The organism is Pseudomonas sichuanensis, from assembly GCF_003231305.1.
In the GTDB taxonomy this organism is placed as follows: Bacteria; Pseudomonadota; Gammaproteobacteria; order Pseudomonadales; family Pseudomonadaceae; genus Aquipseudomonas; species Aquipseudomonas sichuanensis.
Genome location: NZ_QKVM01000040.1, coordinates 18771 through 42614 on the forward strand (window position 1 = coordinate 18771; position 23844 = coordinate 42614).

Here is a 23844-nt window from a genome sequence, read left to right on the forward strand (position 1 = left end):
CACTACTGCAGCTCGACCCCACGGGCGCGCCGGCGGATCGGGTGCTGCGCCTTGAGCTGCGCCTGGCGCGCCTCGGCCGCCGCCTGTTCGGCACTGGCCTGCAGCTGTGCGGCATGGGCCAGCAACTGCGCCAAAGGCGCCTCGGGCGCTTCGAGCAAGCGCTCGAACACCCCTTGCAACTGCACGAACAGCCCTTGCATGTCGGCCGCCGTGTACAGGCTGGCGTCGCATTTGAAGGCGGCGGTCAGGCGCTCGGCGTTGACGAACTCGGCGATCAGGTCCAGCTCGGTGGCGCCCTGCCCCGCGTCCTGCGGGGTCACCTGCAGGCCTTGCGGCGCCTGCATCGGCAGGCTGCCTTCCTGGTAGATGAACTTGATCGCGAACAGCGGTGAACGGCCGGCCTGACGCGGCAGGCGCAGGGCCTCGACCAAGCGGTCGAACGGCAGGTCCTGGTGATCGGAAGCACCGACCACCACGTCGCGGCAACGCTCCAGCCACTGTTCGCCACTGAGGCTGTCGTCCAGCGTCAGCTGCAGTACCAACTGGTTAACGAAGAAGCCGACCATTTCTTCAACCCCCGCATGGTTGCGGTTGGCAACGTCGGTGCCCAGGCGCACCCGCGGGCTGTCGCAACGCTGCGCCACCACCAGCGAGAAGCCGGCCAGCAACAGCATGTACAGGGTCAGGCCACGGGCCTTGGCGGTGGCGCGCAGGGCCTCGGCCAAGGCTGGCGGGAAATCGAAGGCGTGCACCTGGCAGGTACCGGCGCTCACGCCGGCCTGCGGGCTGCCGGGCAGGCGGCTGAGGCGATGGTCGTCGCCCAGGGTGCGCTGCCAGTAATCGAGCTGGCGCTGCAGCTGCCCGGCCGCCAGCCATTGGCGCTGCCACACGGCGAAGTCCAGGTAGGCCAGGCCCGGCGCCGGCAGCGAGGCCGGGGCGCGCTGCACGGCGGCGTCGTAGAGGGCGACGAATTCGCGCAGCAGGATGCCGAACGACCAGTGGTCGGCGACGATGTGGTGCAAGGTCACCAACAGCAGGTGCTGCTGTTCGGCCAGGCGCAGCACCGCCACCCGCAGCAGCGGGCCGTTGACCAGGTCGAACGGCGCCTGCGCCTGCTCGGCCAGGGCGTGCGCGATCGCCACCTCGCGGGTGGCGACCGGAGCCTCGCGCAGATCGACCACGGCCAACGGCAAGGCCATGTGCGCATGCACCTGCTGCCAGCTGTCGCCGCCTTCCTGGGCGTAGGTGGTACGCAATACCGAATGGCGTTGCAGCAAGCCCTCGAAGGCCGTGCGCACCGCGTCGATGTCCAGCTCGCCGTCGAGTTGCAGGGCGCGCGGAATGTTGTACATCGAGCTGTGCGGCTCCAGCTGCCAGAGGAACCACAGGCGTTGCTGGGCGAACGACAGCGGCTGGCGCTGCGCGGGGTCGAGCGCTTGCAACTGCGGCACCGCCAGCACGGCCGGGGCCGCCACGCAGGCATCGACCGTGGCGGCGAACGCCTCCAGGTCACGGGCTTCGAACAGGCTGCGCAAGGGCAGCTCGACGCCCCGGGCATGGCGCACCCGGCTGATCACCTGGGTGGCCAGCAGCGAATGGCCGCCGAGGTCGAAGAAGTTGTCGCGCAGGCCTACCCGCTCGACGCCCAGCAGTTCGCCCCACAGCGCGGCGAGCTCGCCTTGCAGGGCGCTGCGCGGTGCTTCGAAGGCCTGTGCCAGCAGGCTGGCGTCCGGCGCCGGCAAGGCCTTGCGGTCGAGCTTGCCGTTGGGGGTCAGTGGCAACTGCGCCATGACCTGCCAGTGGGCCGGCTGCATGTAGTCGGGCAGCGCTACGCCGAGCGCTGCGCGCAACCCTTCACAGAGTGCGGCCTGGCCCTCGCGGTCAGCGTCGGCCAGCGCCTGTCGCGGCACCACGTAGGCCACCAGTTGCTGGCCGACCGGGCCCGGCACGGCCACCACGGCCGCCTCGGCGACAGCCGCCTGGGCCAGCAGGCAGGCCTCGATTTCACCGGTCTCGACGCGGAAACCGCGGATCTTCACCTGATGGTCGACCCGGCCGATGTATTCCATCTGCCCGTCCGGCAGGCGCCGGACCAGGTCGCCGCTGCGGTACAGCCGCGCGCCGGGGGTGCTGGCGAACGGGTCGGGGACGAAGCGTTCGGCGGTCAGCGACGGCTGCGCATGGTAGCCGCGTGCCAGGGCCTCGCCACCGATATACAGCTCACCGACCACGCCATCGGCCTGCAAGGCCAGGCCTTCGGCCAGCAGGTAGGCGCTGCGCCCGGCCACCGGTCGGCCGATGGGTGCATAGGCGCTGGTGAAACGGGTGGCGGCATCGGCCTCCCAGAGGAAGGGGGTGATGACCGTTTCAGTGGGCCCATAGCCGTTGACGATGTGCTGCGGGCGCAGTTGCCCCTGGATCTGCTCGAAGCCCTCACGCGGGAAGGCCTCGCCCGCCACGTTGAACGAGCGCACCGACGCCGCACGGCCGTGGGCCGCGGCCCAGGCCGCCAGCTGGCAGGCGTATTGGGTGGGGAAATAGACCAGGCTGGCCTGCTCGCGCTCGATCACCGCCAGCGCCTCTTCGGCACTCCACAGGCCTTCGCCGCGCAGCACGCAGCGGGCGCCGCTGATCAGAGGCAGCAGCCACTGCTCGGTGCCCCAGTCGAAGTTCAGCGAGGCGAAATGCAGGAAGCGGTCGCGGCTGTCGATGCGGTAGAAGCGCTGCATGGTCAGCAGGTGGCGCAGCAAGGCGCCCTGCTCCAGGGCCACGCCCTTGGGCCGCCCGGTGGAACCGGAGGTGTACAGCAGGCACAGCAGGTTGTTGCCGGCGAGGGTTGGCGACGGGGACTCGACGCCCTGGGTGGCCAGCACCAGCTCATCGACCCGCAGCAGGCGTGCGGCGCTGCCGGCCAGCAACGCCGCACTGCGGGCATCACCCAACACCAGCTGCACACCGCTGTCTTCAAGCATGTAGCCCAGGCGCTCGGCGGGGTATTCCGGGTCCAGCGGCACATAGGCGCCGCCGGCCTTGAGGATGGCCAGCAGGCCGATGATCAGGCGCTCGCCACGGGGCAGCGAGATGCCCACCAGCACCTCTGGGCCGACGCCCTCGGCGACCAGGCGTCGGGCCAGGTCGCTGGCCTGGCTGTCGAGGCTGGCGTAGCTCAGCGCCCGACCCTCGGCGACCAGGGCGATGGCCTCCGGCGTGCGCCGGGCCTGGGCCTCGATCAACTGGTGCAGCCACACCGGCGCGGCCTGCGCCGGCAAGGCGGCGGGCATCGCCAGCAGCGCCTGGCGGGCAGCCGGGGGCACGCTGTCCAGGGTCGCCAGCACCTGGCCTGCGCCGTCGACGAACTGCCCCAGCAGGCATTCCAGCTGCGCCGCGAGGGCCTGCACCGTACCGGCGTCGAGCGCCGCGCACAGGTAGCTGTAGTGCACCTGCAGGCGCTCGCCGAGGGTCACGGCCAGGGTCAGCGGGTAGTTGGTGCGCTCCAGGTTGGCGACTTCGCCAAAGCGCACGCCGGCCTGGCCGGACTCGGCCAGCGCCGCCGACAGCGGGTAGTTCTCGAACACCAGCAAGGTGTCGAACAGCGCATCGCTGCCCTGCCCCGACCAGCGCTGGATCTCGAACAGTGGCGTGTGTTCGTGTTCGCGCAGCGCCAGGTTCAGCGCCTGCACCTGTTGCAGCCAGTCGCCCAGGGTTTGCTGCAGGGCCGGCCGGGCGATTACCGGCAAGGTGTTGATGAACAGGCCGATCTGCGCCTCGATGCCCGGCAGTTGCGCCGGGCGCCCGGCCACGGTGGCGCCGAAGGCCACGCAGTCCTGGCCGGTGCAGCGTTGCAGCAGCAACAGCCAGGCCGCCTGGACCAGGGTGTTGACCGTGACTTTCTGCTGCCGGGCGAAGGCGCCCAGGCGCTCGCCCAAGGCCGCGTCGATGGTCTGGTAGAAGTCGCCGTGGCTGGCCTGGGCAGCCGCCTGCGCCGGCGTGGGCAGCGCGTGGGCCAGGCGCGTCGGGGTTTCCAGCGCGGCGAGCTGGTCGCGCCAGAACGCCTCGCTGGCCGCCATGTCCTGCTGACCGAGCCATTGGATGTAATCACGGTACAGCCCGACCGGGGGCGCCACTTGCTGCCCGGCGTAGCGTTGCAGCACTTCGCCGAGCAGGCGCGAGTTGCTCCAGCCGTCCAGCAGCAGGTGGTGGCAGGTCTGGATCAGGTGGTGGCGGGCCTCGCCGGTGCGCACCAGGGTCAGGCGCAGCAAGGGGGCCTGGGCCAGGTCGAAGCCGTGCTCGCGGTCCTCCTGGGCCAGGGCGGCGAGCGCCTGCGGCAGGTCGGCGCGGTCGCGCCAGTCCAGTTCACGCCAGGGCAGTTCGACCTGGCGCATGACCATTTGCAGGGGCTTGCCCTGCTCGCCTTGCCAGGCAAAGCCGGTGCGCAGGATGGCATGGGCGTCCAGCGCTTGCTGCCAGGCGTCGCGCAGGCGTGCGGGGTGCAGGCCCTCGACATCCACGCGCATCTGGTTGACGTAGTCGCTGCCGGCTTGTTCATAGAGGCTGTGGAACAGCATGCCCTGCTGCATCGGCGACAGCGGGTAGAGGTCTTCGAGCTGCCGCGCGGCCACCGGCAACTGCGCCAGCGCCGCGCCATCGAGCCCGGCCAGCGGGAAGTCCGAGGCGGTCACCTGCCCGGGGGCCTGGACGCAGTGGGCGACCAAGGCGCGCAGTTCCTCGGCGAAAGCATCGACCAGGGCCTGGATGCGTTCGGCCGCGAACATCTGCTGGCTGAAACCCCACTGCAAGGCCAGCTCGCCGCCGTACACCTGGCCTTCGACGGTGAGCCAGTTGGCCAGCGGCGCGTCCGAGTCCTGGCCTTGGCCGGCGCCATGGCTGGCGGGCACCAGCAACGCCTGCTCATCGAACTGGCGGTCGAACTGGCCAAGGTAGTTGAAGGTCACCCGCGGGCGCGGCAGCGCCGCCAGTTCGGCGCGGGTGGCGGCATCACCGAGGTGGCGCAGCAAGCCGTGGCCGATGCCCTTGTCGGGCACGCCGCGCAGCTGCTCCTTGACCGCCACCAACGACGCGCCCAGCTCGGCCTCGGGCACCAGCAGTACCGGTTGCAGGCTGGTGAACCAGCCGACGCTGCGCGACAAGTCGAGCCCGCTGAACAGGTCTTCGCGGCCATGCCCTTCCAGCTCGATCAGCGCGCCCGGTGCCGCCGTCCAGCGGCACAGCACACGCGCCAGGGCGGTGAGCAGCAGGTCGTTGACCTGGGTGCGGTAGGCCGCTGGCGCAACCTGCAGCAGCTGGCGGGTGAGCTCGGCGTCGAAGCGGCATTCGATCTTGTGTTCATGACGGTTGTGCAGCGCGCCTTCGCGGTTGTCGCACGGCAGTTCGGCGACTGCCGCGCGCCCCAGGTGCTCGCGCCACCAGGGCAACTGCGCCTGGTAGTCGGGCAAGGCCTGCTGCAGGCGCAGCGCCCACTCTTGGTAAGCGCTGGTGCGCGCCGGCAGGCGTGGCGACTGGCCGGCCAGCACTTGGCGGTAAGCCTGCTCGAGGTCTTCGAGCAGCACCCGCCAGGACACCCCGTCCACCACCAGGTGGTGCAGCACCAGCAGCAGTTGCTGGCGGCCCTCGGGCAGCTCGATCAGCAGTACCCGCATCACCGGCCCGTGGGCCAGGTCCAGGCTGCGCTGCGCAGCCTCGCATAGGGCCAGCGCGGCTTCGGCGTCGGCCGCCGTGCAGCGCTGGAACACTTCGCCGGCGCTTTCGGCATAGCGCTGTTGCCAAGTGCCGCCGTGCTGCTCGAAGCGCAGGCGCAGGCTGTCGTGGTGTTCGACCAGCCGCTGCACGGCCTGGGCCAGCGCCTCGCCCTGCAGCGGTGCGCGGGCATCGAGCAGCAGGGCCTGGTTCCAGTGCTGGCGGTTAGGGATGGCCTGGTCGAAGAACCAGTGCTGGATGGGCGTCAACGGCACCTCGCCGCTGGCCGGCCCACGCACCACAGCCTGGCTCGCCTGCCCGGCCACCTGGGCCAGGCCGCGAATGGTCTGGTGCTGGAAGATGTCCTTGGGGGTCAGCGCCAGGCCGGCCTCGCGGGCACGGCTGACCACCTGCATGGAGACGATCGAGTCACCGCCGAGCTCGAAGAAGTTGTCCAGCACGCCGACCTGCTCGAGGCCCAGCAAGGCTTGCCAGATCTGCGCCAGGGCCTGCTCGCGGGCATCGCCGGGCGCCACATGCTCACGCTGCGCCTGCAACGCGTCGGGCGCCGGCAGTGCCTTGCGGTCGAGCTTGCCGTTGGGGGTCAGCGGCAGCGCGGCCAGCATCGGCATGGCGGCGGGCACCATGTAGTCGGGCAGGTGCTCGCCCAGCGCGGCGCGCAGCTGCTCGCGCAGCCTGCCCTGGGCTGCCGGATCGTCGAGCAACGCGGCATTGGCCGGCACCACATAGGCCACCAACTGGCGGCCGCTCGGGCCTTCCGGCGCCAGCACCGCCACTTCGCTGACCTGTGCCTGCGCTTGCAGCCGCGCCTCGATTTCGCCCAGCTCGATGCGGAAACCGCGCACCTTGACCTGATGGTCGATGCGGCCGATGTACTCGAGCTCACCCTGGTCGCGGTAGCGCAGCAGGTCGCCGGTGCGGTACAGGCGCCCGCCGTCGGCGGCGAACGGGTCCGGCACGAAGCGTTCGGCGGTCAGCCCCGGGCGCCCGAGGTAGCCACGGGTAATACCGGCGCCGGCCAGGTACAGCTCGGCGGCGCAACCTTGCGGCACCGGCTGCAGGGCGGCGTCGAGCAGGTAGGCGGCGGTGTGCGGCAGCGGCCGGCCAATGCTGGCACGGCCACCGGCCTGGCGGCGGGTCCAGGTCGAGTAGGTGGTGTCTTCCGAGGGGCCGTACAGGTCGTACACGTGCGCCAGCCCCGGCTGGCGATAGAGTTCGTCCACCACTCGCTGCTTGAGCGGCTCGCCGGCGAGGTTGACGATGCGCACGCCAGCGGGCAACTGGCCGTCGCGCAGCAGCGCGGTGATGGCCGAGGGCACGGTGTTGACCAGGCGCACCTGGTCGCGCGCCGGCAGCTGCGGTAGCTCCAGGGCATTGCGCGCGAGCACGATGGAGCCGCCCGCGGCCAGGGTCACGAACAGCTCCCACACCGACAGGTCGAAGCAGATCGAGGTCGATGCCAGCACGCCCTGGATGTCTTCACGGCCATACACCTGGCGCGACCAGTGCAGCAGCGCCATGACGTTGCGGTGGGTAATGGCCACGCCTTTCGGGCGGCCGGTGGAGCCTGAGGTGTAGATCACGTAGGCGAGGTTCTGCGCCACGGCGTAATTGGCCGGCGGCACGCCCGGCCAGGCGGCCAGGCTCTGCTCGTCGGCGTCCACCAGCAGCACCTCGGCGCAGTCGGCCAGGGCCAGGCGCTGGGCTACTTCAGGGTCGCTGAGCACCAGGTGCGCGGCGCTGTCTTCGAGCATGTAGGCCACGCGCTCCGCCGGGTAGTCCGGGTCCAGCGGCACGTAGGCGCCGCCGGCCTTGAACACCGCCAGCAGCGACACCAGCAGTTGCGGGGTACGCGGCAGGGCCACGCCGACCCGGGTCTCGGGGCCGACACCGGCCGCCACCAGGCGCTGGGCCAGGCGGTTGGCCCAGCGGTCGAGCTGGCCATAGCTGTACTGCTCAAGGCCGAAGGTGAGGGCCAGCGCCTCGGGCTGTTCGGCGGCCTGGCGGGCGATGCTCTGGTCGATGCGCGACACCTGGTCAAAGCCGTCACCCGGTGGGTTCCAGGCGTGCAACAACTGTTGCTGTTCGTCGACGCCCAGCATCGGCAGGCGCGCCACGGTTTGGCGGGTGTCGGCGACCATGGCGCGCAACAGATTGAGCCAGTGGCCGGCCATGCGCGCGATGGTCGGCGCGTCGAACAGCTCGTCGGCGTAGGTCAGTGCGGCGTACAGCTGCCCGCCCTTCTCCCAGGTGTCCAGGCTCAGGTCGAACTGGGTGGTGCGGCCCTTCCACTCGATCAGGTCGAAACGAATGCCCGAGGCGGTCTGCAGCGCGCTGAGGTCGGTGACCAGTGGCTGGTGGTTGTACATCACCTGGAACAGCGGGTTGAGCGCCAGGCTGCGTTCGAGCTTGAGCGCTTCGACCAGGCGCTCGAACGGCAGCTCCTGGTGCGCCTGGGCACCGAGGGCGGTGTCGCGCACCTGGGCAATCAGCCCGGCCACCGTGAGGTGTTCGTCGATGCGGCAGTTGAGCACCTGGGTGTTGACGAAAAAGCCGATCAGCCCTTCGACTTCGGCGCGGTTGCGGTTGGCGATGGGCACCCCCACGCGCAATTCGCCCTGGCCGCTGTAGCGGTAGAGCAAGGCATCGAAGGCCGCCAGCAGCACCATGAACAGGCTGGCCTGTTGTTGCTGGGCCAGGGCGCGCAACTGCAGGGCCAGCTCGGCATCGACCGCGAAATTGAAGCGGGTGCCGCGATGGCTGGGGGTGGCCGGGCGCGGGTGGTCGGTGGGCAGCTCCAGCACCGGGTGCTCGTCACCCAGCACCTGTTGCCAGTAGGCCAGCTGGCGCTCCTGCTCGCCGGCTTCCAGCCAGGCGCGCTGCCACAGGGCGTAGTCGGCGTACTGGATCGGCAGCGCCGCCAGCGGCATGGGCTGGCCCTGGCTGAAGGCGTCGTAGCAGCGGATGAACTCGTCGATCAGCACGTTCATCGACCAGCCATCGGAGACAATGTGGTGCAAGGTCAGCAGCAGCACATGGCGCTCGGCGCCCAGCTTGAGCAGGCGCACCCGCCACAGTGGGCCCTGCTCCAGGTCGAACGGGCGCTGGGCCTGGGCTTGCGCGCGCTCCTGCACCGCCTGTTCGCGGGCGGCGGCATCCAGCGCGCTGAGGTCTTCGAAATCGACGGTCACCGCCTGGGCCGCCGCGACCTGGCGCAGCCCGTGCTCCCCCTCCTGGCGCAAGGCGCTGCGCAGGGTTTCATGACGCTCGGCCAGCGCCTCCAGGGCCTGGGCCAGCGCATCGCGGTCCAGCGGCCCGTCCAGGCCAACGGCGCCCGGGAGGTTGTAGGCCGCACCTTGGGGATCGAGCTGCCAGAGGAACCACATGCGTTGCTGGGCATACGAAGGCAGGCCGCGCTCGGCGGCCTGGACCCCGGCAGGGATGGCGAACTGGGCGAAGTCGACCTGCTCCCGGGCCAGCGCCTGCAAGAAGATCCTGCGTTTTTGCGCCGGCAACTCGAGGAATCGGCGGGCAAGGTTGCGGGCATCTTGAGCATTCATTGGCGATCATCCGTAAAGAGGGGCAACGAGCGGGGCAGCTCGGTCGTGCATGGAAAACGGATGAACGGAGGGGAAAATTAACGGACGGCGCGGGCCGCCGTCGGTCGCCTTGAAACATTTACTTTCATTTGCCTTGGCAGGTTTCTCATTCTCATCCGTCCTATTAAGTGCAGCCTTCACGGTTGAGCCGAGCCTCGACCGCACTTTTTATGCAGAAGACCGACCGATGGCCCGACAACCGAAGAAGAAATCCGCCTCCAAGCTGTGGTTCCTGGTGCACAGCTGGCTCGCCCTGCCGATCTGGTTCTTTGTCCTGATCGTGTGTTTCACCGGCATGCTCGCCGTGGTCAGCCAGGAGATCGTCTGGCTGGCCAACCCGGACGTGCGCGCCAGCAAGCCGCTCGATGCGCCCGACGCCGAGCGCCTGAGCTTCCAGCAAGTGCTCAACGCCATGCACACGGCCGAGCCGGAACTGGCGGTACGCTTTCTCAGCCAGCCGGACGGCTCGCACTTTGCCCTGAACGCCTCGGTGACCCGCCCTGACGGCACCACCGCGCTGCTCTACGTCAACCCGTATTCAGGGGCGATCCAGGGCCAGCGGCCGAACTTCGACTTCGAGGCCTTCACCCGCGCCCTGCACGGCTGGTGGCTGGTGCCGTTCACCAACGGCTACAGCTGGGGCTGGTACCTGGTGTCGCTGCTGGGCCTGCCGATGCTGGCGTCGCTGGTCACCGGGCTTGTGGTGTACAAGAAGTTCTGGCGTGGCTTCTTCAAGCCGGTGCGTACCGGCCACGGCTCGCGGATCTTCTGGGGCGATGTGCACCGCCTGGCCGGGGTCTGGTCGATCTGGTTCATCGCGGTGATTTCCATCACCGGCACCTGGTTCCTGATCCAGGCAATCCTCGGCGACAACCACGTGACCATTTCCACCGAGCCGGTGGTGCCGGTGATCGCCCGTGAACAAGTGCCGCAGACGCCCGACGGCACGCCGGCGCCGCGCATCGACCTGGACGAGGCCGCGCGCATCGCCACCGAGCGCATCCCGGGCCTGGACGTGAGCTTCATCTCCCTGCCGCTGACCGCCTACAGCCACTACAGCATGGGCGGGCGCGGCTGGTACCCGCTGATGTTCCAGACCGCCGAAGTGAACCCCTACACGCGCAACGTCGACGCCCAGTTCCTGCTGGGCGACCGCTCGGCCCTGGAGTTCGTCACCGAGTCGATGCGCCCGCTGCACACCGGCGACTTCGGCGGCCTGGCGATCAAGCTGATCTGGTTCTTCTTCGGCCTGGTGCTGACCCTGATGGTGCTCAGCGGCCTGTTGATCTGGACCAAGCGCACCGCCCAGGCCACCGCCGCCGCGCTCAAGCGCAGCGAGCGCCCGGCGCGGGCCAGGCAACCGCGTGAAACCCCTGTGGAGGCCCAGCCATGAGCCAGGCGAACAGCGTGCCGCAGGGCGGCTTCAAGCAGTGGTGGCTGAAATGGCGCTTCCACCTGAACATCCTGCTGATCCTCATCCCGCTGGGCTTCATGCCCAAGTACTTCGCCGACGCCAGCCTGCTGCGCGGCGACAGTGGCCTGGGCGCCAACGTCATCCGCGACATCCAGATCGACCGCTGGAGCCTCGACCTGGCCGAGCTGCGTGACGAAGCACCGCGCGCCGACGGCCCCGCCGGCGACTTCAAGGCGTTCAACGCCGCCCTGTGCAAGACCTGCACCGAGGGCGTCAAGGCGATCTACCTGCGCGTCGGCAAGCCGCGCAGCCTGCGCGCCGCCGGCACCATCTTCTTCGGCTCGCAGCACCGCATGAGCACCAACCTGCCGATCCCGCCCCGCACCCGCGCCGATGCCGACCTGTGGGTCACCATCGAAGGCTGGGACGGCAAGATGTACCAGGCCTCGGTGCCGCTGGCCAAGGCATCGCCGGCCACCGTGGCCTGGCTCGAGAAACAAGGAGGCAAGAAATGACACCACCGTTGCTGCGCAGGTTCGCCCTGCCCTTCCTGCTGCTGGCCGCCACCCCGGCGCTGGCGCACAACCCGATGTGCGATTGCACCGAAAACGCCGGGCAGATCACCTGCAAGGGCGGTTTCAGCGACGGAAGCGGCGCGCCGGGGGTGACCCTGGACGTGATCGGCTACGACGAACAGGTGCTGGTGGCCAGCAAGCTGGGGGATGACTCCACCCTCACCTTCAAGCGCCCCGACGGCGAGTTCTACGTGCTGTTCGATGCCGGCCCCGGCCATGTGGTGGAAGTGGACCACGCCGACATCGGTGCGCCATGAGCCGCGCCCAGGTGGTACGCCCGGCGGGTGCCGGGCACGAAACCCTCTATGTGCTGCTGACCGCCGCGTTGATCCTGCTGCTGGCCGCCAGCGTGGTGGCACTGCGCGGCGAGCGCGAAGACGAACAGGCCGTGGCCGCCCACCAGCTCGACGCCCGGCGTGACCTGAACGCCGCCGAACAGGGCCTGCACACCGACCTGTGGGTGGCGGTCGAGGAGATCCGCGCGCTGCGTGAGGAAACCGGCAGCGCGCCGCAGGTGGCCGAGCTTGCCGACGCGGGCCTGCCGCCCTTCGTGACCGATGCCAGCAGCCAGAGCCGCGGCAGCCTGCAGTGGGCGCTGCTGGACAACGGCGCCTACCTGGGCCGCAGCCAGGCCCCTGAAGTGGCTGGCAGCCTGCTGCTGATCCTGCCGCAGACGGCCGACGCCCAGCCCGATGTGTGGCTGCGCCGCGACAGCAGCGCGATGGCCCCGGACGCCCTGGACAGCGCCACGCTGATCGCCGCCGGCTGGCGGCAGATCGTCACCCACTACGACGCCGGGGTTACCCGCCAACACCGTCATTAAGGATTTGCCCATGTTCCGCTCCGCCCGCCGCACCCTGGCGCTGCTTTTGGCCTGCGCCCTGCCTGCCCTGGCCGCCGCCGACACTGGCAAGCCGCTACGCATCGGCATCACCCTGCACCCCTACTACAGCTATGTGAGCAATATCGTCGGCGACAAGGCCGAGGTGGTGCCGCTGATCCCGGCCGGCTTCAACCCCCATGCCTACGAGCCGCGTGCCGAAGACATCAAGCGCATCGGCAGCCTGGACGTGGTGGTGCTCAATGGCGTGGGCCATGACGACTTCGCCGACCGCATGATCGCCGCCAGCGAAAAGCCCGATATCAAGACCATCGAGGCCAACGCCAACGTGCCGCTGCTGGCGGCCACCGGTATCGCCGCCCGCGGTGCCGGCAAGGTGGTCAACCCGCACACCTTCCTGTCGATCAGCGCGACCATCGCCCAGGTCAACAACATCGCCCGCGAACTGGGCAAGCTCGACCCGGACAACGCCAAGTTCTATACCCAGAACGCCCGTGCCTATGCCAAGCGCCTGCGGGCCCTGCGCGCCGAGGCGCTGGCCCAGGTGACCCAGGCGCCGGATGCGACCTTCCGCGTGGCGACCATCCATGCCGCCTACGACTACCTGGTGCGTGACTTCGGCCTGGAAGTGACCGCCGTGGTGGAACCTGCCCACGGTATCGAGCCGAGCCCGGCGCAGTTGAAGAAGACCATCGACCAGCTCAAGGCGCTGGACGTGAAGGTGATCTTCTCGGAAATGGACTTCCCGTCCGCCTACGTCGAGACCATCCAGCGTGAATCGGGCGTGCGCCTGTACCCGCTCACGCACATCTCCTATGGCGAATACACCAAGGAAAAGTACGAAGTGGAGATGAAGCGCAACCTCGACACCGTGGTCCGCGCCATCCAGGAGAACCGCGCGTGACCGCCGCCGCCCACCTCACCGCCGCTGGCGGGCCGCGCATCGACTTCGATGGCATCGACCTGACCCTGGGGCGTACCCGCATCCTTGAAGGCGTGCGCTTCAATGTCGCCCCTGGCAGCGTGCACGCCATCGTCGGGCCCAATGGCGGCGGCAAGAGCTCGCTGATCAAGACCCTGCTCGGGCAGATGCCGCACCAGGGCCAACTGACCCTGCACTGGCCGGGCGAGCATGAAGTGATCGGCTATGTGCCCCAGGCGCTGGAATTCGACCGCGGCCTGCCGATGACCGTCGACGACTTCATGGCCGCCATGTGCCAGCGCCGCCCGGCGTTCCTCGGCTTGTCCCGGCGGGTGCGCCCGGCCATCGACGCGGCGCTGGCCAGGGTCGGCATGCTCGACAAGCGCAAGCGGCGCATGGGCGCGCTGTCCGGTGGTGAACGCCAGCGGGTGCTGCTGGCCCAGGGGCTGATCCCCGAGCCGCAACTGCTGGTGCTCGACGAGCCGATGTCGGCGCTCGATGAAGCCGGCATCCAGGTGTTCGAGCAACTGCTGCACGGCTGGCGCCAGGCCGGCACCACCGTGCTGTGGATCGAGCACGACCTGCAGGCGGTGCTGCGCCTGGCCGACCGGGTTACCGGGCTGAACCGCCAGGTGCTGTTCGACGCCCCGCCGGCTGAAGCGCTCACGCCCGAGCGCCTGCTCAGCCTGTTCTCCGTCCACCCTCGCAGCGAGAGCCGTTCATGAGTTTCGAAGCGTTCCGCCAACTGGTCCAGGAATGGGCCGGCGCGGGTTATCTGCCGGAGGCGCTGGCCTACGGTTTCGTGGTCAACGCGCTGCTGGCGGGCCTGATGATAGGCCCGGTGCTAGGTGGGCTGGGCACCCTGGTGGTGGTCAAGCGCTTTGCCTTCTTCTCCGAGGCGGTCGGCCATGCCGCGCTGACGGGCGTTGCCATCGGCATCCTGCTGGGCGAGCCCTACACCGGCCCCTATGGCAGCCTGTTCGGCTACTGCCTGCTGTTCGGCATTTTGCTCAACTTCCTGCGCAACCGCACCGGGCTGTCGCCGGATACCTTGATCGGGGTATTCCTCTCGGTGTCGCTGGCGCTGGGCGCGAGCCTGCTGCTGATGCTGGCCGGCAAGATCAACGTGCATATCCTGGAAAACGTGCTGTTCGGTTCGGTGCTCACCGTCAGCGCCCACGACCTGCTGGTGCTGGGCATCGTCGCGCTGCTGGTGCTGGCGTTGGCACTGCCGCTGTACAACCGCATCATGCTCGCCAGCTTCAACCCGCAGCTGGCGGCGGTGCGCGGGGTGGCGGTGAAGACCCTGGACTACCTGTTCGTGGTGCTGGTGACGCTGGTCACCGTGGCCTCGGTGAAGGTGATCGGGGCGATCCTGGTGGGCGCCCTGCTGGTGATCCCGGCGGCGGCCGCGCGGCTGGTCAGCCAGTCGCTCAAGGGCTTCTTCTTCATCTCGGTGCTGATCGCCACCGTCAGCACCCTGCTGGGCATCCTGCTGCCGATCACGCTCGACCTGCCGGTGCCGTCGGGCGCGGCGATCATCCTGGTGGCCGGCCTGTGCTTCGCCCTCTGTGCCCTGGCCCGTGCCCTCGTCCCCCGCCTGCAAGGAAACCCGGCATGACCCTGAAAAAACTCACCCTGGCCCTGGCCTTGAGCGGCCTGCCGTTACTGGCCAACGCCACGCAAGTGCTGACCACCCTGCCGGTGACCCACAGCCTGGCGGCCGCCCTGCTCGATGGCACCTCGGTGCAGCTCAAGAGCGCCGTCCCGGCCAACCTGCCGGCCAGCCGCCAGCCGTCGTACTTCGAGGGCCGTGGCGGCGCCAGCCTGCAGAAGGCCGCGCAGCAGGCCGACGCGGTGATCGGCGTGCGCTCGATCTGGCGTGACGACCCGCTCTACCCGATGGCCCGGCGCAGCAATATCCGCATCGTCGAGATCGACGCCGCGCGCCCGGTGGACGGTGCCCTGCCGGGCATCGCGGTCAAGGGCGACCAGGCCTTCGCCGCCTACCCTTGGCTCAACCCGACCAACCTGGGGCGCATGGCCGATGTGCTGGCCAACGACCTGGAGCGCTTGTCGCCGGCGGACAAGGCGAAGATCCAGGGCAACCTGGCCGGGCTCAAGCGCCAGATGCTCGAACTCACCGCCAGCAGCCAGGCGCAGTTGGCCGAGCTCGACAACCTCAGCGTGGTCAGCCTGTCCGAACGCCTTGGGTACCTGGCCAGCGGGCTCAACCTGGATGTGGTCGAGCAGCCCCTGCACGCCGACGAGCAGTGGGACGAGGCCGCGCTCAAGGCACTGAGCGACAACCTCAGGCAACAAGACGTGGCGCTGGTGCTGCACCATCGCCAACCGGATGCCAAGGTGGTTGCGGCAATCGAGGCCGGTGGCGCGAAGTTGCTGGTGGTCGACAGCGACCCGCAGGACACCGTGGGCGGGCTCAAGGCCAGTGTCGAGCAGGTGGTGAAGGCGTTAGGCAACGGCTGAAGGTGCACCGTGGGAGCGGGCTTGCCCCGCGATTGGATCGATCCTGTGTTGCTTGGGCTGGCCTCATCGCGGGGCAAGCCCGCTCCCACGCCAAATACACTTGCTGCCTGCGACAATCCACCACACCAACCCGAAACCCGGTGAAACCCTCCAAATGGTAGATTCGCCGCCATGAAAACCACTCGTCGGACACGCTCGCTGACCGCATGGACGCTCTACGCCAGCGTCCTGTTCAGCCTGTTGCTGTGTGGTTTGCACCATGGCCAGATGACCGGCCTGCGCCTGTCCGGCCTGGAAGGCGGCTACTGCAGCATGGACAGCGGCCATGGCCCGGCCATCGACCTGGACGGCGGCGGTGGCGATCAGCACATGGCCCAGCTCGACTGCCCGGTGTGCTCCTCGTTCGCCATGGCCGTGCCACTCTGCAGCGCCGGCTGGACCTTCTCCGCCACGCATGGCCAGGCCCCGGCGCCGATCGTCACCCGCAGCTGGGGGCAGCCGCCGCCGCGCTACCTGCGCCACGCCATCAACCCCCGCGCCTCCCCTGCCCCATTCCCCGCAGCAGAACACTTCGCCTGACCCTGGCAGGCGCGCCCGTGCGCGCGCCTGAAGGCCGGGCCTGCCAAGACCTTTGCGTGGAACCCTTACAACATGATCCGCAATACCTCTTTGGTGCTCGTGCTGAGCGCCACCTGCCACTGTGCCTGGGCGCAAGGCGCGCCTGTCGAACTGTCCGCCACCACCGTCGATGGCGAGCGTGAAGCGCCCAGCGGCGTGCAACTGGACACCCCGATCGCCACTGGCTCGCGCCTGGGCCTGACGGCGCGGGAAACCCCGGCCTCGGTGAGCGTCTCGGACCGCCGGGTGATCGAGCAGCGCGATGCCCGCGACAGCCAGGAAGTGATCAACGCCATGACCGGCGTGAACGCCTCGGCCAACCCCGGCTACGGCGGCTTCGTCACCTACCGCGGCTTCACCCAGAACCAGGTGACCCAGCTCTACAACGGCATCAACCTGGGCTACAGCAGCGCTACCCGGCCAGTGGATGCCTGGGTACTCGACCGCGTCGAGCTGCTTGGCGGGCCGTCGTCGTTCCTGCATGGCGCCGGCGCCGTGGGCGGTTCGATCAACTACATCAGCAAACTGGCCAGCCGCGACCAGCAGACCGTCGATGGGCGTATCCGCTACGGCAGTTACGACGCCGCCGAATACGCCTTCGGCATCAACCAGGCGCTGGCCGCCAACCCGGCCGACGCCCGCCACTTCGCCCGCCTGGACTTCAGCCGCAGCCAGGGCAACGGCTACATCGACCGCAATGAACGGCAGACCGACAGCCTGGCCTTTTCGCTGCTCAGCGACCTGACCCCCGACCTGACCCACACCCTGGCGCTGGAGTACCAGGAGGACAAGGAAGACAGCCCGTACTGGGGCTCGCCGATCCTGCCTGGGCGCAGCACCATGAAGATCGACAAGAGCCGGCGTTTCGAGAACTACAACGTCGCCGACGGCCGCTACGAGCAGCGGGTGCGCTGGCTGCGCTCGATGCTCGACTACCAGGTCAGCGACAGCACCAGCCTGCACAACACCCTGTACCAGTACGAGGCCCAGCGCGACTACCGCAACCTGGAGCGCTACCGCTACAACGACGCGGGCAATGTGACGCGCTCCAGCCCCTACCTGCAGCGCCACCAGCAGAGCGTGCTGGGCAACCGCCTCGAGCTGCGCCACGACAACAGCCTGTTCGGCCTGGCCAGTCAATGGTCGGCGGGGCTGGACTGGTCGCAGATGCGCCAGAGCCTGTACCCGAAATCGGGCAGCTGGAGCGACACGGTCGACCCGGACCACTTCGACCCCGGCAGCTTCTACGCCATCCCCGGCGTGAATACCGGGCTGAGCAAGCAACGCCGGCACGAAACCACCAACCGCGCGCTGTTCGCCGAGAACCGCCTGCAACTGACCGACCGCCTGGCGCTGCTGACCGCCCTGCGGTATGACTACCTGGACATGCAAGTGACCAACTACGGCGCTGTCACGCCTACCGCGCCGGCCTACTTCGAACGCCGCTGGGAGCCGCTGTCCGGGCGAGTCGGCCTGACTTATGCGCTGACCCCGGCGGCCAGCGTCTATGTGCAGTACAGCACCGCCGCCGACCTGCCGGCGGGCTCCCTGGCGGCGGCGACCTACTCCAACGTCGGCCTGTTCGATTTGTCCAAGGGCGAGCAATGGGAAGCCGGCAGCAAGTTCGACTTCCTCGATGGGCGGGGTGCGGCGACGGTGGCGGTGTATCAGATCGTGCGCAAGGACTTTGCCGTGGCCGATTCGAACAATCCCAACCAGTCGGTGCAGGCCGGCCAGCAGACCTCGCGGGGGATCGAGTTGTCCGGGCGGTTGCAGGTGACGCCGAAACTGTTGGCCGAGGCCAACTATGCCTACGTGCATGCGCGTTATGACGAGTTCAACGAAGCGGTGGCGGGCAAGTCGGTGTCACGTGAGGGCAATGCGCCGGTGAACGTGCCGGCCAACGTTGGCAACTTGTGGCTGACCTACAGCTTCACGCCGGACTGGTCGGCGGGGGTGGATGCGCGTTATGTCGACTCGGTGTATGCCGACAATGCCAACAGCCTGGAAGCGCCTGCCTATACCCTGTTCGGGGCCTTTGCCCGCTACCGGGTGGATGCGCACACCACGCTGACTGCGCGGGTGCGCAACCTGACCGATGAGGTGTATGCCAAGCAGGCGTACAACACCCAGTACTACATGGGGGACCCGAGGACGTTTGAGGTGGCGATGGATGTGCGGTTCTAGGGGGCTCTTCGGGCATGCCGAAGGATTGGGTGAAGGCCTCTAGGTGCATGCCGGAGGATTTGCAGCGCCTGTGAGATCGAGCGCCGCCCGCGCGGCGCTTCGCGGGTAAACCCGCTCCCACATTTATTTCGGGCCAATTATGCCTGTGAGGGTACCGCTGCCCGCCTTGGTGCATGTCTCAAGTCAGGCGAGGCGCCAGTGGTGCCCACCTCACTACCGCGTCGTGTCAACAAGGCGGACCAGGTAATGGCACAGAAGAGACTGGCCCGAAACAAACTGTGGGAGCGGGTTTACCCGCGAAGCGCCGCGCGGGCGGCGCTCGATCTTGAGGGCGCTGCACATCTGTCGCCATGCACCTGACCGCCCACACGCCATTCCATGACATCCACCTGCGCCACCCAGCGAGCCTTCCTACCGCCCGAATCGCCACTCGCGGCTGTTTCCCCGGCACCAGGCACCGGATGCTGCATGGCTTCGTTCCTGCGGATATCCCACCATGCCAAACACCCTCCAGCATTCCCTTCGTCATGGGCTGATCAGCCTGTACGCCTTCTACCTGGCCGGTTGCACCGCCGCCAGCCAGCACACCCCACACGAAACACCGGCACAGGCCGAAGCACAGTTCACCCGGCAAATGCTCGACATCCTTCAGAACGACATGCAGTTGGCCAATCAGCAAGACCTGGTGGGCGCGGTGTTGCTCGATGTCACCCTTGAGCGTGATGGCAGGCCAAGCGCCTGCCAGGCCAGGCTTGCGCCACAAAAATATACAAGCCGCATGCCTGCCGATGCCGTGTGGGCGCCTGAGCAAGCGTTGACTGCCTTGGTGACCGACCAGTGCCGCAAAAGCCTGTTCCCCATTCCCCCCAAGGCAATGCGCAACCACCAAGGCCAGCTTCAGGTGGTGGCGCCGATCCGCTTCATGCCGTCCGAAGGCTCGTCCGCCGTTCGCGAGTACCTGCGCCAGAGGGTGCCTCGGCAGGCATTTGCCTGGCAGCACTTGATGGCGGGCGAGACGGTCATAGGCACCGGTTATGCGTTTTTCTGGTTCGAGGGCGATGCCAATGGAAAGGTCACCCGTTGCCTGGTCGAACTGACGCCCGATCGGTTCGCGCCGTCCAGGTTCAAGCCGGACAACTTCCTGAAGCAGCGGCTCCACGCCCGCTGCCTGGCCTTGGACCTGCGCCGCATGCCGGGCTTCGCGCTCGACAGCCAGGGCGCCAATCGTGGCCATGTTGAGCTCGAATATGCCCCGTGGAAGCTCAAGGCAAGCCAATGAGCCTGGCGCCACCGGGTACGACGGTCGAAACGGATATCCCGGTGTCGCCCTCGAAGCAGCGGCCTGTGCACGGCCCTTGTCTACTGGCCTGAAAACAACGACGGCGCACCCGATTGCGCCGCATTAGCCCAGGCTGCCAAGACCATCGGAGAGCACATCCATGTCCATCCCCCTAGAGGTCCCGCCCGCCACCCTGCGCCGGGTGATCGCCGCCTCGGCCATCGGCAACTTCGTCGAATGGTTCGACTTCGCCGTGTACGGGTTTCTCGCCACACTGATCGCCAGCCAGTTCTTCGCCAGCCAAGACCCCAGCGTCGCCCTGCTCAAGACCTTCGCCGTGTTCGCCGTGGCCTTCGCCCTGCGCCCGCTGGGCGGCATCGTGTTCGGGGCGCTGGGCGATCGCCTGGGGCGCAAGCGCATCCTGTCGCTGACCATCCTGCTGATGGCCGGCTCCACCACCCTGATCGGGCTGTTGCCGACCTACGCCAGCATCGGTGTGCTGGCCCCGGCCCTGCTCACGCTTGCCCGCTGCCTGCAGGGCTTCTCCGCCGGGGGCGAATACGCAGGCGCCTGCGCCTACCTGATGGAACACGCGCCGCAGGACAAGCGGGCGTTCTACGGCAGCTTCGTGCCGGTCTCGACCTTCTCGGCCTTTGCCTGCGCGGCGCTGATCGCCTATGGCCTGGAGGCCAGCCTGTCGGCCGAGGCGATGAACAGCTGGGGTTGGCGGGTGCCCTTCCTGATTGCCGCGCCGTTGGGGCTGGTGGGCTTGTACCTGCGCTGGCGCATGGAGGAAACCCCGGCATTTCGCCAGGCCATGGCCGAGGGCAAGCAACACAGTCACTCGCCGCTGGGCGACACCCTGCGCCACCATGGCCGCACCATCCGCAACCTGGGTGCGTTCATCTCGCTGACGGCGCTGTCGTTCTACATGTTCACCACCTACTTCGCCACTTACCTGCAGACCGTCGGCCAGCTCAGCCGCGCCCAGGCGTTGCTGGTGTCCACCGTGGCGCTGCTGTTCGCTGCCGCCGGCTGCCCGCTGGCAGGGGCGTTCAGCGACCGGGTCGGGCGTCGACGGACCATCGGTTTCACCTGCATCTGGGTCATGCTGGCGGTGTTCCCGGCCTACTGGCTGGCCAGCTCCGGTTCGTTGTCGGGAGCATTGCTGGGGGTGATCCTGCTGGCCGTGGGCGCGCTGATGAGCGGCGTGGTTACCGCTGCGCTGCTGTCCGAATGCTTCCCCACCCGCAGCCGCTACACCGCCTCGGCGATCACCTACAACATCGCCTACACCCTGTTTGGCGGCACCGCACCGCTGGTGGCGACCTGGCTGATCGAGCAGAGCGACAGCCGCCTGGCGCCGGCGTTCTACCTGGTGGCGATTGCCTTGCTGGCGTTGCTCGGCGGGCTGGGGTTGCCTGAGACCTCGCGCCTATCACTGCACGACCCCATCGATACCGACCCAGCCCGCGATAACCACCTCGGGCGTTCAGCATAAGGACGCAGATATAAAGCCGACTTAAAGGGTCGGCTTTATATCTTTTGCTCGCCTGGAATACGCATCCGCCGCGTGTTCAATTTGAATTTCAAACAACTAACGCAACAAACTTATAATTGACGCCAATATTCCAGCGCGCCGTGAACAGCTACTCGAAAATTTTTTTTATTTACCGTTCACCGGGTGATGGCAAAGTGGCACTCATTCAAGCTAGGATCCATTTCATTCCGTGGGCGCGGTGGTTTCCCTACCCCGCCCCAAGCTCGACCCTCCCCTCACGCGCCAAGGAAGGTACATGCTGCACAGATGGATGCTGTGATCGGTCACTGACCGCGTAACCCTTACTTATTCGCTGTTCGTTTTGAAACTGCGCCCCCTACACGGAGCGCAACGCATACCCGTGCCTGATACTTCCCTGATGGAGTCGACAATAACTATGGATAACTTCCTGGGTGAAATTCGCCTGTTCCCGTTTAGCGTGATTCCCAGGGGCTGGGCCCCGTGCAACGGGCAGTTGCTGCCGATCACGACCTACAGCGCGCTGTTCACATTGCTCGGTACCCAGTACGGCGGTGATGGCAAAACCACGTTCGCCCTGCCCGACCTGCGTGGCCGAGTCGGGCTGGGTGCCACGGCGGATGGGACGCACCCCACTGGTCAAAGCCAGGGTAGCCAAAGCGTCACCCTGACTGCGGACAACCTGCCGCCTCATACCCACACGGTCAACGTCAGCACCCTCGACACCGGTAACAGCGCGGCAGAAGACGCCTTCTTCGGCATGAGCCAGCTCAACAACGGTACGCCCGGAGGAACCACCTACGTCGAGGCCAAGAGTGGCAATCCGGTGACGCTCAACAGCGCCACCGTCGGAACGAGCGGCACCTCCTCACCGCTGGAGAACCACCAGCCGTCGCTCGGGTTGAGCTATTGCATCGCCCTGCTGGGCGTCTACCCACCTCGCTCCTAACGTTCGATCCAAACCATTCTGACCAGGGGCTACATCATGTCTGATCCATTTATCGGTGAAATCCGCATTTTCGCAGGCACATACGCGCCAGTGGGCTGGAGCTTCTGCGACGGCAGCGTCCTTCCCATCAGCACCAACCAGGTGCTGTACAGCCTGATCGGGGACATCTACGGCGGTAACGGACAAACCACGTTCGCCCTGCCGGATCTGCGCGGGCGCCTGCCGGTCGGTCAGGGGCAAGGCGTGGCCATGTACGACGTGGGGCTCGGAGACTCCTTCGGCGTCGAGTCGATCACGCTGACCCAGGCAAAACTGCCGGCCCATAGCCATCCGTTCGTCGTCAGCAGCGCCCTCGCCAACACGACAATCCCTGCCGATGCCAACAACAACGCAACCCGCACCTTTGGCACCTTCACCAAGGTCAAGGCAATGACCGGGTTGTACAACAACTCCATCGACCAGCTAGGTCGGGTGCAACTGAACGCGGCCACGCTGAACCCTTCCGCTGGCAGCAGCAGCGTGACCGCCCATTCCAACCTGATGCCGGCGATGGCGCTCAACTACATCATCGCGACCACTGGGCTGTATCCGTCCCAGGGGTAAAGGCCCTCCCATCGACTCACCGAGTGGAAAAACCATGGATGCTTTCTTTGGCGAAATCCGGCTGTTCCCCTTCAAATATGTTCCGCAGAACTGGATCCCGTGCGATGGCAGATTGCTGCCGACCAGGTCGTACCCGGCACTGTTTGCGCTCCTCGGCAAGACCTTCGGCGGCGACGGTTCGACGACCTTCGGCCTGCCCGACCTCAGGGGCCGCACGGTCATGGGCGCGGGCGCCGGCAAAAACCTGACGCCGCGCGCGGTCGGTGACAAGACCGGCACAGAGACCGTGTCTCTGAACAGCAGCAACTTCCCTGCGCACACCCATAGCGTGACCGTGAAGAACGGCACCGAGGGCTCGCCGATGGACGCGCCGGACAACAGCTTCTTCCTTCAGGCACCGCGCACCACGAAACTGTTCAACCCTGCACTGACCACCGGGATGACCCTCGCGCCCACGGTGGTCGGCCAGGTGGGCAGTGCCAAGCCACGGGCGAATATGCAGCCTTATCTGGTGATGGCCTACTGCATCTGCGTGGAGAATGGTATTTGGCCGGAACGCCCTTGATGCCCAGCCAACTGGCCAACCGCTTGCGGTTGGCCTGTGCCTGCCCGATCGTCGTCGAACTGCGCCAACAAGACGAAGGCGACCAGGCGTTCCTGCGCCAGTTGTTCGTCAGCCGGCGCTGGAGCGAAACCTGTGCGATGCCGGGCTGGGACGACCAGCAGCGGCTGGCCTTCCTGCACCAGCAAGCCGACCTGCAACAACGCCATTACGCCCAGCATCACCCCGACGCCGCATTCCTGATCGTCGAACACCTGGGGCAGGCCATCGGCCGTTTCTGCGTGAGCGCCAGCGCCAGCGCCCTGCGCCTGGTGGATGTCGCGCTGTTGCCCGAGTGGCAGGGGCTTGGCATCGGCTCGAGCCTGCTGCGGGCGGTGATCACGGTGGCCGAACACAGTGCCAGCCCCGTCGAACTGACAGTGGACGCCCAAAGCCCCGCACGCCGGCTGTACCACCGTCACGGCTTCCTGGCCCTGGCTGACCAGGGCCTGTCCCTGCAAATGCGCCGGCCCATCGGCCAACATGGGGAGCCTGCGCCCATGACCGGCTGAGCGCGCTGCGGAACATGCTCCGT

Annotated in this window: 17 protein-coding genes; 16 read left to right on the plus strand and 1 reads right to left on the minus strand. The window is 67.7% G+C overall.

Annotated features, from left to right (window positions below):
- Positions 1–2: 2 nt before the first annotated feature.
- Positions 3–9275, minus strand: coding sequence for a non-ribosomal peptide synthetase (locus DM373_RS19600; protein ID WP_110995152.1), 9273 nt, complete (start codon positions 9273–9275; stop codon positions 3–5).
- A gap of 226 nt (positions 9276–9501) precedes the next feature.
- Between DM373_RS19600 and DM373_RS19605 the strand changes: the two genes are divergently transcribed.
- From DM373_RS19605 to DM373_RS19685, 16 genes are all read left to right on the plus strand, one after another.
- A complete protein-coding gene (locus DM373_RS19605) occupies positions 9502–10707 on the plus strand; it encodes a PepSY-associated TM helix domain-containing protein (protein ID WP_110995153.1) in 1206 nt (401 codons plus the stop codon).
- A complete protein-coding gene (locus DM373_RS19610) occupies positions 10704–11243 on the plus strand; it encodes a thiamine pyrophosphate-binding protein (RefSeq protein ID WP_110995154.1) in 540 nt (179 codons plus the stop codon). Before DM373_RS19605 ends, DM373_RS19610 begins: the two co-directional genes overlap by 4 nt.
- Complete coding sequence (locus DM373_RS19615) at positions 11240–11560, plus strand: hypothetical protein (protein WP_110995155.1); 321 nt, start codon at positions 11240–11242, stop codon at positions 11558–11560. The genes DM373_RS19610 and DM373_RS19615 overlap by 4 nt, the downstream gene beginning before the upstream one ends.
- Positions 11557–12126 (plus strand): DUF6162 family protein, encoded by a 570-nt coding sequence (locus DM373_RS19620; protein WP_110995156.1) that lies wholly within the window; start codon positions 11557–11559, stop codon positions 12124–12126. The genes DM373_RS19615 and DM373_RS19620 overlap by 4 nt, the downstream gene beginning before the upstream one ends.
- A gap of 10 nt (positions 12127–12136) precedes the next feature.
- Positions 12137–13048, plus strand: coding sequence for a metal ABC transporter substrate-binding protein (locus DM373_RS19625; protein WP_167409847.1), 912 nt, complete (start codon positions 12137–12139; stop codon positions 13046–13048).
- Positions 13045–13791 (plus strand): metal ABC transporter ATP-binding protein, encoded by a 747-nt coding sequence (locus DM373_RS19630; RefSeq protein ID WP_110995158.1) that lies wholly within the window; start codon positions 13045–13047, stop codon positions 13789–13791. The genes DM373_RS19625 and DM373_RS19630 overlap by 4 nt, the downstream gene beginning before the upstream one ends.
- The gene (locus DM373_RS19635) at positions 13788–14687 is read left to right on the plus strand and encodes a metal ABC transporter permease (RefSeq protein ID WP_110995159.1); all 900 of its coding nucleotides are present in this window, start codon (positions 13788–13790) and stop codon (positions 14685–14687) included. The genes DM373_RS19630 and DM373_RS19635 overlap by 4 nt, the downstream gene beginning before the upstream one ends.
- Entirely contained in the window at positions 14684–15553 is an 870-nt protein-coding gene (locus DM373_RS19640) for a metal ABC transporter substrate-binding protein (protein ID WP_110995160.1), read from the plus strand. The genes DM373_RS19635 and DM373_RS19640 overlap by 4 nt, the downstream gene beginning before the upstream one ends.
- A 171-nt stretch (positions 15554–15724) precedes the next feature.
- Complete coding sequence (locus tag DM373_RS19645) at positions 15725–16132, plus strand: DUF2946 domain-containing protein (RefSeq protein WP_110995161.1); 408 nt, start codon at positions 15725–15727, stop codon at positions 16130–16132.
- Between the two features lie 72 nt (positions 16133–16204).
- The gene (locus tag DM373_RS19650) at positions 16205–18358 is read left to right on the plus strand and encodes a TonB-dependent receptor (protein WP_110995162.1); all 2154 of its coding nucleotides are present in this window, start codon (positions 16205–16207) and stop codon (positions 18356–18358) included.
- 496 nt (positions 18359–18854) lie between these two features.
- On the plus strand, positions 18855–19637 hold the full coding sequence (locus DM373_RS19660) for a hypothetical protein (RefSeq protein ID WP_110995163.1): 783 nt from the start codon (positions 18855–18857) through the stop codon (positions 19635–19637).
- 160 nt (positions 19638–19797) lie between these two features.
- Positions 19798–21138 carry an MFS transporter gene (locus tag DM373_RS19665; RefSeq protein ID WP_110995164.1) on the plus strand — a complete coding sequence of 447 codons (1341 nt, stop codon included), beginning with the start codon at positions 19798–19800 and terminating at the stop codon, positions 21136–21138.
- Positions 21139–21574: 436 nt separating this feature from the next.
- Positions 21575–22105, plus strand: coding sequence for a phage tail protein (locus DM373_RS19670; protein WP_110995165.1), 531 nt, complete (start codon positions 21575–21577; stop codon positions 22103–22105).
- A gap of 36 nt (positions 22106–22141) precedes the next feature.
- Positions 22142–22708, plus strand: coding sequence for a phage tail protein (locus DM373_RS19675; protein WP_110995166.1), 567 nt, complete (start codon positions 22142–22144; stop codon positions 22706–22708).
- 34 nt (positions 22709–22742) lie between these two features.
- A complete protein-coding gene (locus tag DM373_RS19680; RefSeq protein ID WP_110995167.1) occupies positions 22743–23273 on the plus strand; it encodes a phage tail protein in 531 nt (176 codons plus the stop codon).
- Positions 23273–23821 carry a GNAT family N-acetyltransferase gene (locus DM373_RS19685; protein ID WP_110995168.1) on the plus strand — a complete coding sequence of 183 codons (549 nt, stop codon included), beginning with the start codon at positions 23273–23275 and terminating at the stop codon, positions 23819–23821. Before DM373_RS19680 ends, DM373_RS19685 begins: the two co-directional genes overlap by 1 nt.
- The last annotated feature ends 23 nt before the right edge of the window (positions 23822–23844 follow it).